11 protein-coding genes are annotated in these 13,733 nt (G+C 37.0%); 1 reads left to right on the forward strand and 10 read right to left on the reverse strand.

The window, feature by feature from the left end; genetic code table 11:
- Positions 1-56: 56 nt before the first annotated feature.
- The 3 genes from R4Z10_RS13105 to R4Z10_RS13115 all read right to left on the reverse strand — a co-directional run bounded on the left by R4Z10_RS13105 (position 57) and on the right by R4Z10_RS13115 (position 1,376).
- Entirely contained in the window at positions 57-272 is a 216-nt protein-coding gene (locus R4Z10_RS13105) for a hypothetical protein (RefSeq protein ID WP_338469746.1), read from the reverse strand.
- 424 nt (positions 273-696) lie between these two features.
- Entirely contained in the window at positions 697-903 is a 207-nt protein-coding gene (locus R4Z10_RS13110) for a hypothetical protein (RefSeq protein WP_338469747.1), read from the reverse strand.
- A complete protein-coding gene (locus R4Z10_RS13115) occupies positions 900-1,376 on the reverse strand; it encodes a hypothetical protein (RefSeq protein ID WP_338469748.1) in 477 nt (158 codons plus the stop codon). Before R4Z10_RS13115 ends, R4Z10_RS13110 begins: the two co-directional genes overlap by 4 nt.
- Before the next feature lie 552 nt (positions 1,377-1,928).
- Between R4Z10_RS13115 and R4Z10_RS13120 the strand changes: the two genes are divergently transcribed.
- Positions 1,929-2,873 (forward strand): LCP family protein, encoded by a 945-nt coding sequence (locus R4Z10_RS13120; RefSeq protein ID WP_338469749.1) that lies wholly within the window; start codon positions 1,929-1,931, stop codon positions 2,871-2,873.
- Positions 2,874-3,070: 197 nt separating this feature from the next.
- Here the strand turns inward: R4Z10_RS13120 and R4Z10_RS13125 are convergent, their stop codons facing one another.
- From R4Z10_RS13125 to R4Z10_RS13155, 7 genes are all read right to left on the reverse strand, one after another.
- Positions 3,071-4,426, reverse strand: coding sequence for an MATE family efflux transporter (locus R4Z10_RS13125; protein ID WP_338469750.1), 1,356 nt, complete (start codon positions 4,424-4,426; stop codon positions 3,071-3,073).
- A 1,100-nt stretch (positions 4,427-5,526) separates the two neighbouring features.
- A complete protein-coding gene (gene fdhD, locus R4Z10_RS13130; RefSeq protein ID WP_338469751.1) occupies positions 5,527-6,369 on the reverse strand; it encodes a formate dehydrogenase accessory sulfurtransferase FdhD in 843 nt (280 codons plus the stop codon).
- 23 nt (positions 6,370-6,392) lie between these two features.
- Entirely contained in the window at positions 6,393-6,755 is a 363-nt protein-coding gene (locus R4Z10_RS13135; protein WP_338469752.1) for a DUF2294 domain-containing protein, read from the reverse strand.
- A gap of 306 nt (positions 6,756-7,061) precedes the next feature.
- Positions 7,062-7,541, reverse strand: coding sequence for a DUF1641 domain-containing protein (locus R4Z10_RS13140; protein ID WP_338469753.1), 480 nt, complete (start codon positions 7,539-7,541; stop codon positions 7,062-7,064).
- Positions 7,541-10,561, reverse strand: coding sequence for a formate dehydrogenase subunit alpha (gene fdhF / locus R4Z10_RS13145; protein ID WP_338473240.1), 3,021 nt, complete (start codon positions 10,559-10,561; stop codon positions 7,541-7,543). Before fdhF ends, R4Z10_RS13140 begins: the two co-directional genes overlap by 1 nt.
- A 766-nt stretch (positions 10,562-11,327) precedes the next feature.
- On the reverse strand, positions 11,328-12,650 hold the full coding sequence (locus tag R4Z10_RS13150; protein ID WP_338469754.1) for a GntP family permease: 1,323 nt from the start codon (positions 12,648-12,650) through the stop codon (positions 11,328-11,330).
- A 342-nt stretch (positions 12,651-12,992) separates the two neighbouring features.
- Entirely contained in the window at positions 12,993-13,634 is a 642-nt protein-coding gene (locus R4Z10_RS13155) for a ribonuclease H family protein (RefSeq protein WP_338469755.1), read from the reverse strand.
- Positions 13,635-13,733 lie beyond the last annotated feature (99 nt).

Here is a 13,733-nt window from a genome sequence, read left to right on the forward strand (position 1 = left end):
GAAAAAGGAGAGAAATGACAATCATTATTCCTCTCCTTTTTTCAAATGACTATATTTTATTCTTCTATGTCGATCATATAATATTGAATGGATGATTCAACAGAATTAAGGTGCTCACCTTCAAGTGTATTTCTCGGATGTGGATTAAACCATTGAACCTCCCCTTTATGATAAATTCCAGCATATTCATCCCCTCGAACATTTACCTTGAAACGATGACGCTCATGGAATTGATCTTCCAAAATCTTACCCACTTCAATATTTTCAAACAACATTACACCTCCCAAACTACTTGAATGATTATACTTCCTAAGTATGTTCACTTTTATATTATTAATAACCGCAATAAAGGGATACTTCCATCGAAGGGGGGTGGGATAAACTCCCTAAATTAAATTAAATTAAATTAAATCCAACTGAATTCCGTTTCAACAATTATGCATAATTGTAATCCCTTGGGGATCCACCAATATTTAACCTCTACCATTTTGATACGCCTGTTCTTAAATTTCCTTAAATCCTTTGTAACTATGATCGATAATTCTTTATAGCTCTCTGCCTCACCAGATTCATTTAACTTTGAAGGAGAATTGATCAACCTTTTTATAGAATAAGATTTTTTATAAGCTATAGTATTTCTATTTTATAGTGTAATCCTATAATAATTCTTAATTTCTGCCATTAAAAAACGAGGATTTATTCATCAAATATTCCCCGACTGTTTATTCTTCTTATAACTCCTATAATCATGATTACCATGGCTACATCTAATGCAAAAACGTCAATCCAATGATGAAGATGAATATCTAAATAGTTTTCAATTAGCATAAGCGAAGTCCCTGCTATAGGATCTTTAACGATGCTTAAAATGGCAATGTGAGCGATTAGTCCACTAGCTATCAATTGAATCCATGAGGAATTGATAAAATATCAGTAAACGAACTATATAAATAGAAAAGGGTAGAAACACTTAATAAGACCCCTATTGCAATAAAAAGAGGATTTGAAGATAGTTCTGCGGTAATGATGACACTATCTAAACAAATTGAAAAATCAGTAGCGATCACAATTAACATCATTTGTAGAGCTGAAATGTTTGGAATAATTTTTACTCTTTTGTTTTTTTCAAAGGACCACGCTAACCGAATCGAAATACATAAGATGATTACCCCTGTTATTAATCGTAAACCAGGAAGATCAACGAACGAATGAATAATTAGTACATAAACGGTTCGACTTACTGTAAGGCAGATTACTATATAAAGAAACAACGTTTTAACTGTATAACCATATTTACGAATTATTGCAGTAATTATCAAAAGATTATCCAGGTCATTAATGAAGTTCATAAAAAAAACCTTTATAATATCGCTCAAAAGAAGTCCCCCTGAATTCATTACTTCTTTTTTTTATTCAAAAAGAGATCTAGTTTATTGTTCCAATTAGCCATCCCACCGGTAATTCTTAGAATTTGTCCTAAAAAAACAGACTTCTACCAAAAATAATGTTCTTTCTGGTAGAAGTCATTAGTCTCTTAGTAATTAGGTAATCTACATTATCCTGTTCGATTTACTTTATTACACTATATACAGCTTGTTTTAAGTTTATGTCCCTTTCATTAGTTATCTGTTATTGTAAATAGAAATAACGATAGCCATAGCCATACAAGTTCCTCTCTCTTGAATGTCAAAATGTAATGGGTTTTTACCTTTACCATTTTCCTCTAAATAGAGATGTAACCATATTTTTAATAAACTGTAACCATATTTACAATAAGTTGCAATCTAAGTATGGAATAATGATAATTCAATAACTTTTATAAAGGTTAACTTAATACATTTTGTTTAGCCTTTTAGGGATATCATGGGGGGATCAATTAACAGTGTTATAAATATACTTATTTATTCAATAGATTAGGTGGTGCGAAATTGGCTCGGGCAAGGAAAAGAAAAGTGAGATGGGGCCGTGTTCTAGGCGCCGTTTTTTTCTTAGGGATCTTTATGGTTGGCCTTTTTAATGTGGTACATTACATAGAAGCATCATTTAAAGCACTAAGTCAGCCACTTAAGGCAGAAGCCGATCAATCCTTTCAAGGTGACAAAAAGATCCATGAAACGGATCCGATTAATGTTCTGTTATTAGGAAGTGATTCGCGTGGAGATGAACAAGCACGGACAGATACGATAATGGTTGCTCATTACAATCCACAAACACACAAGGTAAAGCTGATTTCATTTATGCGTGATATGTATGTCTCAATCCCTAACCAACGATCACAAAAGTTAAATGCGGCCTATACTTTAGGAGGTCCAGATTTACTAAGAGAAACAATTAAAGAAAATTTCGGATTAGATATTCATTATTATGCTACTGTTGACTTTCAGGGGTTTGAAAAAGCAGTCGACCTCCTAGCTCCAAATGGGATTGAGGTAGATATCCCCTATGAAATGTCTGCAGGAATCGGGATGACGTTAGAACAAGGTACACAAGTACTGCATGGGAAAGAGTTGTTAGGGTATGTTCGTTTTCGACAAGATCGTTTAAGTGACTTTGGACGGGTCCAACGACAGCAAGAGGTTCTCTCGAAATTAAAAGAAGAAGCAGCGAGTTTTAATAGCATTAAAAATCTCCCCGAGTTATTAGATTTATTACATACATACGTGGAAACGAATTTAGAAACTTCTACCCTCTTAAAAATCGGGAAAGATGTATTAATAGAAAATGGAGAGATCGAAACATTACGAATTCCAGAGGATGGTAGTTTTCAGAATAATCGTTATGAAGGGATTGGTGAAGTATTAGAAGTAGACTTTCAGCAAAATAAGGGAAGAATAATAGAATTCTTAGGGGAAAGCGAAAGTTATCCAGATTGATCATGTTCAACTTCATCAGTGGGGGGTCCCCTCACTTCCCTCACCCCACTAAATCGAAGAGCAATTTGCATACATCCTCCCACTTGCAAAAGTGGGGTACCTCTGTACCGGTTGCATGCTTTAGGTATAAAAAAGCATGTGTTAAATGAAGATAAGGCTTAATCTCGTTTGGTACAGATAACTAAAAAACTATATAATCAACTAACCTTTCGCAAGCTTGTTGCTTTCGACCAACGCTTAGATATCCAGCGTTTTAATGCAAAAATTCCACGAATCCATTCATCAAGTCCTTGCGCCAGCCAAACTCCTAATAGTCCCATACCGAGTGTAATTCCAAAAAGGTAACTAAAGAGAACAGCTACTCCCCACATACAAATCACACCAATGACAACAGGAAATCTGACATCTCCAACTGATTTTAACGACCCCATAAGAACAATGTTCATGGCTCGACCGGGTTCTATAAATACGATGGCCCATAGAACTGGAAGAGCGACGGCAATAATTGCCGGATCATTTGTAAAAACAGTCAAAATTGGCTCGCCAATTAACGCTACAGCAAGTGAAAAAACGGTTGAAACGATCATTGCTATTTTTAAAGTCCTAATCCCTCGTTTTAAAGCTCGATCAACGTTTCTAGCGCCAATATAACGGGCAATCAAAAGCTGTGTCCCTTGGGCAATCGCAATCGTAAAAAGAAAACAGAGCATGGAGATATTGAAAATATACATACGGGCTGCCAAGGATGCATCCCCGAGCAATGCAATAAAACCTGTTATAGCAACTTGAGAAAATTGATAGGAAAGATTCTCTCCCGCAGATGGTACACCAATTGTTAGGAGTTCTTTCACATCCGATTTGTTGATGACGATCGCATCTTTAAAATAAAGTCTAAGATTTAGCTTTTTATAAACAAAATAAAATAGGGCGACAATAATAAAGACTCTCGCGACAAATATAGAATAGGCAACACCAGCAACGCCTGTAATAGGGAGACCAAACCAACCCTTAATGGCAATAAAGAAACCAAATATACTAATAACATTCATTATGACCGTAACAATCATCGTTTCTTTTGTATGTCCATAGCTTCTTAAAACAGCACTTATTGCTAAAGACATTGCTTCAAGGAAAAGGGATAATCCTGTAATGGTAAGATAAGTATAAGCAAAGTCATAAACCTCACCGGTTAGCCCGTAAAATTTTAAAAACACACCACTCAGTGAAACGACAAGGGTCGTCATGACGATACCTACCCAAACATTCATTCCAAAGGCTGATTTTGCAAGTTGACGGGCACGATTCAATTGATTGGCACCTAAGTTTTGGCCAATCAAAATAGTGGCTCCGATGGCAGTAACATTAAATACTAATATAAATATGTTCATAATTTGATTGGCTACACCGACGCCAGCAACGGCGTTATCAGAATAACTACTCAAAATTAAAGTAGCCATAATTCCCATACTCATATGCAGAGATATTTCAATGAAAAGAGGCCATGTGATGCTAAAAAGTGATTGATCTTGATAGTGATTTTTTTCTGTGGCCAAGTGTTTCCCCTTCTTTACTTATAATAGTTACGTAGTATACTATAACCTCATTTCACTCCTATGGGAATAGCAATATGCTTTTACTAGAATGTTCTGGGATAAAGTGAACTACCATCAATAAGGGTTACTCTTATTAAAAATAGAAGAAAAACGCATTTAGAAAACAAAAAAAGCCTTTTAATAAAGGCTTAAGGAGTTAACACTATTGGAGACCCAACCATTATCAGCTGATCTGCGAACACTTTTAATAAAATTACTAACTTATTTAAGCTTTTCAGCCAATGTGTATTTGTTTCGCAATCATTTCCTTTTATTGATCGATTTTTTCTAACCGATTAAAAATGCGATATTCAGGATGGTAGAATTCAAATCAACTACCTAACAGTTAAGATTGCTTTCCTATTATTAGTAATTGTCCTTAATGATTCAAAAGTTATTCATTTGCATATTGTTTATTGATTAATGATTTTGTTACTTCTTTTTACTCAAAAACAACATCATTTAGTTAATTTTAACTTAATTCTTGTTTGTTTTTTAAAGCATTACAATTGCTATAACTATGAAAATGTTCTGCCCTATTTAAACATTTTCATTTGGGATAAATTAATACTGTTTAGCATTTTAAGCTCTCATTTTGTTATAACATGCTTTAAATAAAAAGTAATGACTTGACCACTAATCTAATAGGCTTAATGACAACCTTTAATTCCTGTTGAATTCCTCCCTTGTACCGTAATTGACGCTTACTTTATCAATCTTATAAATGGTTAGTAAAAACCATTTTGATAAGATGAATGGAGATTATAAAGTTCGTTTTCCGAAACGAATACTTTATGGTTGAGCCTCCACTAGTGTTAATTCCCTTGTAGAATTTCTTTATCTTCTCTACACTTTTATTATACACCGTAACACTCAATTGTAAACGCTTCAATTGTGAAAATTCTGTGAATTTATTTAAAAAACAGGGAAAAGAAGGTAATCACTTTAATATACAGTAATTTCCTTCTCATAATACAATATAATTCAGTAAAATGACTGGATTTAATGACTTTAGCATATATTAAATTTCCTTAATCTAGATGAGCCCTAGCCCATCTTTATTAGTTTAAAGCACAGCTAGCATGCTGTTGTACTATTTCTTCCCCTTCTAATCCGATGATGCGTTCTGGGTTTGTGTAAACGTTTAGGGCTTTTTTACGGATGAATCCAACAGCGGTAATGCCTAATTCGTTTGCTAGGCGCAATGATAGTTCGGTTGGGGCTGATTTTGAAAGTACAACTCCGCATTTGATTTTTGCCACTTTAATTAGTACTTCTGAAGAAATACGTCCACTAAATACGATGACCTTGTCTTCCATTGAAATCGAATGTTTGAGGCAGTAACCATATATTTTATCTAGTGCGTTATGTCTGCCGATGTCCGTTTTCGCGACAATAATTCCATTTTTATCACATAGTGCCGCATTATGGACACCACCTGTTTCCTGGAAAATCGTAGAGGAATTTTGCATTGTATCCATGAGGCGAAAACAATCCCCTATAGAAATGACTTTCTCCTTCGTTTCAATTGGCTTTACGGTTCTTGCATCATTATAGAAATAAAAGCTTTGGCGGCTTTTTCCACAGCAAGAAGATACAATTCGCTTGGAGTGGAATTTTTCATTTAATTTATTCACTCGATGTGTCGTCACAATTGCTTTTCCAGTTAATTCAATAATTTGAATGTCTTTAATATCCTCATAACGACTAATGATCCCCTCTGATGCCAAAAATCCAACTACAAGGTCCTCAAGATCTTCTGGGCTACAGACAAGTGTTGCGAATTCTTCCCCATTTAAAACAATCGTAATTGGATACTCTGTAACGATCGTATCCTCGACAAGTTGAACCTTCCCGTTTTCATAACGTAACACTTGGTTAGTTACAAGTAGTTCCTGACTCATTTTCCCCTTCTCCCCCGTTCTATTTATTTTGCATTTAAATCAACGGATTCATCGAAAACAAAAACCGTCATCGCAATATCTTGATCAATATTAATATCCGAAAAAAGCCGCAGCACCCTTGCTCCGATTAAATGTTCAAACTTTGCCACTACTTCTGGCTTTTTATAGATTTCCTTTACCATTTTTGTCCGTGCCTGATGAACCATTTGTTTGCCTTGTTCCGAGGTAATCATAAACTTTTCAACATTGGTCAAATTTCCTCTCATTTCACTAATGGCCCAGTTTCCGGTAAAACGAGTGCTAATTTCCTTTGGCCCATTACCAACATACTCTTTTCTGATCTCCCGAACAAGCATACTAAATTGGTGTTCTAAGTTTTTTGCCATCAGTAACGACTCCTTCATAGGTTGGTAAGTCAAATATTGATTATAAAGAGGCGTTCCATTCGGTCATAAAGTGAAACTTCCATCAGGGGGGAGGTTCTTTCTCCTCCACTAGTGGTTAGTTACGCAATGCCTTATTGATTTATCTAAGAGCTAAAGCCCAAAGATAAATCTTATTTCACCAATCAAAGCTTTACGGGCAGTTGAACTCCCTTCTATCTTCTTTTATTGTACTCAGAATTTAGATGTGGGTGCCTAGGTGCCCGTTAAGCTTGATAAGTCCGAATGGAATTTCCTCTTATTATTTTATTACCCTTTTAATCCTTCCCCAACTCCTTTTAGGAGATTCATCCCAAAAGTAATGGCCCGATTCATATCTGGATCCTTTAATGCCTTCATAAGATCTAGAATGCTCGTTTGCGAATCTGATTGAAGCCCTTGTTGTGCTTTTTCTAACCCTTTAGCGACACTGCCCATTAGCTTTTTGGTCGTTTCTGGATCCATTTGCGTTAATACGCCGCCAGCAGCCATGGCGTTGTTAATCAGATTAGTAACCGGCTCACGCGTGATTTGTCCAACCGCAATTTTTGCCACTTCTTCTTTTGTTTTAACAAGGCTGTTTGCTGCCTCTAAAATTCCGCTGTTGTGTAATTCCTGTAATAGTTGGAGTGTTTCAAGCAAGGAATCTTTATTTTCCGCTACTTCACTTAGTAGACTTTCTAAAGTTTGTTCCTTTTTTTGCTCTTCTGTCAGCTCAATTCTTTTAATTTTTCTAATTGGCGCAGCCACTACGCATTCCTCCTGTCATATGAACCAGGTTGTACATGTTCATTTATAGTTGAAATTGGAACATAGTCGCCACGTTCCCATTTACGATAAATTTCAAGTCCCATTTGCGGTGTACGTGTCGCATGACGGTGATTGTATTTAGGAAGCGGATTTTCTCCTCCATCTACTTCTAAAACTTCCATGCGTACCTTCGCTTGTTTATACGCAGGTGTGTTTGTAACAACATCAAAGCCGTTTCCTGTCAATAAGTTTACCGCACTTTCATGACTTGCTGAGTGCATTGGTACATAAACAGTTTTGCCTTCCACACGATCGGTTACAAGAACTGGAAGCTTGATTCTTCCGTATGGTGATATCAAACGAACAAGCGATCCATTTTTAACCCCGCGCTCTTTTGCAAGCTCAGGAGAAACTTCAACAAATACTTTCGGGAACTTATATTGTAGTCCTTCTGATTTGTGCGTTAAGTTTCCTTCGTGGAAGTGCTCAAGCAAACGACCATTATCAAGAGATAAGTCGAATTCCTCTGGGAATTCTACTGGCGGCACATAGTCAAACAATCCAAAACGAGCTTTCTTATCAGGGAAGTTAAAGCCATCCAAGTATAAGATTGGAGTATCTGTTCCATCTTGAGATCCCCAACAGAAGCTACCCCATCCCTCAAGGTAATCATAGTCACATTGTGAGAAGAATGGTGTTAGGCTCGCCATTTCATCGAAGATTTCACTTGGTCCAGCATAGTTCCAGTTGAAGCCCATACGATTTGCAACCTGTTGAAGAATCCACCAGTCTTGTTTGCTATCGCCTGTTTCTTCTAGAGCTTGATATAAACGTTGAACACGACGCTCTGTATTTGTAAACGTTCCTTCTTTTTCTAATGAAGGTACTCCTGGTAAAATCACATCTGCAAACTCAGCTGTTGTTGAGAAGAAGATCTCTTGAACAACAAGGAAATCTAATTTTGCAAGCATATCTTGTGTATGGTTGGAATCAGCATCGACCCATGCCATATCCTCCCCAACGATATACATGCCTTTCAAATTGCCTTTATCAATTTGTTCTAGCATTTGAATGTTATCTAGACCCGGTTTTGCAGGCAATGTTACTCCCCATGCTCTTTCGAATTTCGCACGGATTTCATCGTTTGCCACTTGTTGATATCCAGGGAAAATATTTGGCATTGTACCCATGTCTGATGCACCTTGTACGTTGTTATGTCCACGTAATGGGAACGCACCAGCATTTGCGCGCATCATGTTTCCTGTTGCAAGAAGAAGGTTAGCAATTGCTACAGATGTATGAGATCCAGCAATATTTTGTGTAACTCCCATTCCCCAACAAATTGCTGTTCCATCTGCATCACGAATCATTTCTGCCATTTGGATTAAATTCTCTTGAGAAATTCCAGTGATTCTCTCTGCTTCTTCAAGTGTATATGGTGCCATCATTTCTACGAATTCACCATATTGGTTTACATGCTTTTGAATAAATTCTTCATCATGCCAACCTTGATCAATGATGTACTTTGTAACAGCAGATAACCATACATAGTCAGTACCTTGATTTGGACGAACAAATAAATCAGCACGGTCACCCATTTCATGTCTGCGTACATCCACTGTAATTAACTTTTGGCCATGCAGCTTTTGAGCACGCTTAATGCGTGAAGCAAATACAGGGTGTCCTTCTGCAGGAGCACATCCAACAAGGATCACTAGGCCTGCACCAGCGATATCTTGAAGTGTTCCAGTGTCTCCTCCAATACCCCCTGTTTGCTGTAAGCCCCAAGAAGCCGGTGATTGACAATAACGGGAACAGTTATCAACGTTGTTTGTTTCAAATACTTGACGAGAAAGCTTTTGAACTAAATAGTTTTCTTCATTTGTTATTTTCGAAGAAGAAATGAATCCTAATGCATCGCTTCCATAAGTATCTTTAATCCCGCCTAATTTCTCAGCAACAAGAGTTAAAGCTTCATCCCAAGTTGCTTCTACAAACTGGTCACCTTTACGAATCAATGGTTTTGTAATTCTTTCTTGTGAATTAACGAAATCCCAGCCGAATTTTCCTTTTACACATGTAGATACACTATTAACTGGTGCATTTTCAGATGGCTGAACTTTTAATATGTGGCGATCTTTTGTCCAGACCTCGAATGTACAGCCAACCCCACAGAATGTACAAACAGTTTTTGTCTTTTCGATTCGCTCGTCACGCATTGCTGCTTCTGCTTCTGAAACAGCTAAAATCGTTTGATAGTCGGGTTCTACCGCTTTTACTAGGTCAATCATCGGTGTAAGTAAATCATCACTCATAGAAGTCATAAACCCAGCTTCACCAAGCATTGATTTTTCCATTAAAGCATTACACGGACAAACCGTCACACACTGTCCACAGGAAACACAGGAGGATTCGTTAATGCTTTTTCCGCCATCCCATAGGACACGAGGCTGTTCAGCTTCCCAGTCAATAGTCAATGTTTCGTTTACTTGCAAGTCTTGACAAGTTTCAACACAGCGACCGCACAAGATACATTGATCTGCATCATAACGATAGAATGGATGTGACATATCCACTTCATATCCTTTTGAGCGATGTGGACGTGTTTGGTGCTCAATTCCCATCATCTCTACCGTATTATGTACACGGCAATCTCCGTTGTTATTATCACAAACCGTACAATACAATAAATGGTTTTCTAAAATTCTATCCATTGCTTCTTCTTGTGATTTTCTTGCAATCTCAGAAGATGTAAGAATATCCATTCCATCCTCAACGACTGTTGAACAGGCGCGCATAATGTTGCCATCTACTTCACACATACATGTATCACAACTTTGCACTGGACCAAGAACTTCCGAATAACAAATATGTGGATGCTGGATGTCCTGTGATAGAAGATAATCTAGGATTCGTGTTCCTTTTTCGATTTCGTGTGTAGTACCATTAATTTGAACACTAACCTTTTCTGTAGAATTTGCCTTTTCCAAAGCCTTCGCTTTTTCCAAAACATTCACCATGTCCGTCATGAATGAGTCCCCCTTTTTCATCAAATCCCATAAGAAAGTTTTAAATATATTAATATAGTAAACTGTTTCACTATGAGAACTATCTAAACAAAATTCATAATAACGAGCCTTTTCAATTACTACTAATCAGTTTTAAATTTTTCAAAATCTCAACAGCTGTAAAAATCAACCTGATTTGAAAACCATTAGATTTTATAATAGGCTTTTTAATCTTGCATACGAATGATTCTAATAACGCTTTCAATATAATTATTAGATTTTTCAAATTAAGGCATATAAAAAGGCCACCATAAAACAGGCTCTATGCATGCATACTTGCATAGATACCCCTTTATGGTGGGCTAAATTCTAAGCATTGTAAAATACCAGAAATCCTTCCCGCCAAAATTTAAATTAGAAAATCAGGATGAATATGCAACATAATGGTACACTTCATCAATGATTCTTCTAATTAATTTATAATTAGAATTATTATTATTACTATTAACACCATTACTATATCACAAACATATCCATTTTGTGAACACTTTATGACTTTTTATTTTTTTAAAAGGCAATAATTATAACTATTTTATGGTAAAGTGCGTGCAAGGTTAAATTCCTTTTCCAGATTATGGGTATATATAGAAAATTATGTAAAACCCGGAAAATTTGTATAGGGAAAGGAAAAAGGATTCCCCTAAAGAGAATCCTAAATTATCTATTTAAACTCTATTCCTTAGTTACAAAATTAGGGGTAAGTGAATATTTCCATTAATTAAATTCCTAAACCAAAAGAGAAGAGAATAATCGCTAAGATGGTTCCAAGTGCAGGGACAATTACTGTTAATGCCCCTACTGCATTATATGCTTCTTGATGGGACTCCCCACAAATCCCTCTAATCGTTGTGACAACATAGCCATTGTGCGGAAGAGAATCGAGCGCACCTGACGAAATTGAAACGACGCGGTGCAAGGCTTCTGTATTAACTCCCATATCCATATAATGCGGGGCAAGAAGTGGCAAGGCAATGGCCTGACCGCCGGATGAAGATCCCGTCATCCCTGCAATAACACTAACTGCAATCGCCCCCCCAATTAATGGACTTCCCGGGATATTTGTCATGGCATTTACTGCGGTTTCGAAGGCTGGCACTGCTTTTGCAACCCCACCGAAACCTACTACCGCTGCTGTGTTAGCAATAGCAATAAGGGCTCCTGTTGTTCCATCCGAAACAGCATTCCAAAAGGATTGAAAGTATTTACGATTCAAGATGTATGTTGCAATACACCCACCTAATAGTGCGATAATTAAAGCGGATTGCATTAAAGCATCATGGAAAATAAATGAAACCACTAATACAACAAGCAAAGGAATTAAACTCATTATTGGATTTGGCAGTGCGCGGTTTTCAGCTGCGGCCGGGTCACTGTCTCGACTAATGAAACGCTCCCCCTTTGCGACCGCTTTAGCGATCATTCGTTTAAGCCACCAATATCCAAAAACAGCCATAAATACAGCAACGATTGCACTAACTTCCCAGCCTGCATAAGGAGTAGTGCCTAAATATTCAATGGGAATCCAGTTTTGAATTTCCGGTGAACCGGCAGATGTCATTGTAAAAGTCACGGAACCAAAAGCCAATGCTCCAGGAATAAAACGCCGTGGCAGATCAGCTTGTTTAAATAAACTTAAAGCCATTGGGTAGACACAGAAAGCAACAACAAACAAACTGACTCCACCATACGTTAATACTGCACAGGCAATGACGATGGCTAACACTGCATTTTTCATGCCAAGCTTGCCAACGATCCACTCTGATACACTACTCGCTGCCCCGCAGTCCTCCATCAACTTTCCAAATATTGCTCCCAGTAAGAACATGAGGTACCAAGAGGTCACAAATCCTGTAAATCCGGTCATATAATTTCCAACAAAATTTGCCTCTCCTTCCGCCACTAATTGCGGAAATAGGGGCATTCCACTTAAGACGGCAACAAATAAAGCACTTAGTGGACCAGCAATCAGAAGATTCATCCCTCTCATTGTCAGGAAAATGAGAATTGCAAGACCACCAATTAACCCAATCATGCTTAACATTAATTTCCCTCCCCTGTAATATTCGTAATCGCTTACAAAAATGTAGAAATGTAAAAAGTCCTACACAACTATTTATATAAACAAACCTCTTAATCTAGAATGTTCTTTGAATTTTTTTTGTAAAAAATAGGATAATCAACTAATTTACGTCACTGCACGCATATGGCCAAATATTACATTTCAAAAGAACAGAGAAATCTACTTAAAAGAATGCATTAAAAAGGACGCCTTTCATGTTCAGAAAAGCGCCCAGTAACTGGGGATATGTATTCTCCGATTGTTTTCCATACTTTTAATTAATAAATCCAAATTGCTTGTCCAACAGGCTGGTTATAACATTCCTTACTTTCTGCCAAAATCCGCTTTCACTTCTCCCCATTTTTCGGTTTCCCATTTTAATAGTTGATTCTTATAATCATTGTCTTTTAGCCATTTTTCTGCTCTTTCAATCAATATCCATACTTGCTCAGTATCTTTATTTCTTTTTAGTGAAGTGTTCGCTTTCTTGTTTCTTACCCATTTTAAGGCAGTTAAGGAATCAGAATAGATTGGGACATCCATTTCCCGTTGTTTTAAAAAGCCTAGTCCATGGACAATCGCCAGAAATTCACCAATATTATTCGTTCCTAGAATTGGTCCAAAGTGAAATAAAACTTGGCCTGTTTTTGTATAAACCCCTTTGTATTCCATTGCTCCTGGATTCCCGCTACAAGCCGCATCTACAGATATACTTTCTTCTATATACGAGGATGGGCCTATAAGTTTGGATGTTTGTTGTGCATTTCCTTTCGGCTTTTGGGATCGTTTTGGTCTGCTCTCCCAACCATTTTTGAATGCCAGTTCTGCTTCTTCTAATGTGGGGAAAGCTTTGTATTTAGCTCCCGGTACACCTTGTACTTGCTGTTTACATTCTTCCCATGTTCCATAGATCCCTTCTTTGTTTCCCCTCCAGACGACATAGTATTTTTTAGAGTTTTTTCCCATGCTTAATGCTCCTATCAGATTTTCATCTATAATTTGTTTTCGATCGGTTTCTTTCCTTGGAGTGTACAGTGATTTTACCATAGATGATTGGAATATTTT

The organism is Niallia sp. XMNu-256, from assembly GCF_036670015.1.
In the GTDB taxonomy this organism is placed as follows: domain Bacteria; phylum Bacillota; class Bacilli; order Bacillales; family Cytobacillaceae; genus Bacillus_BD.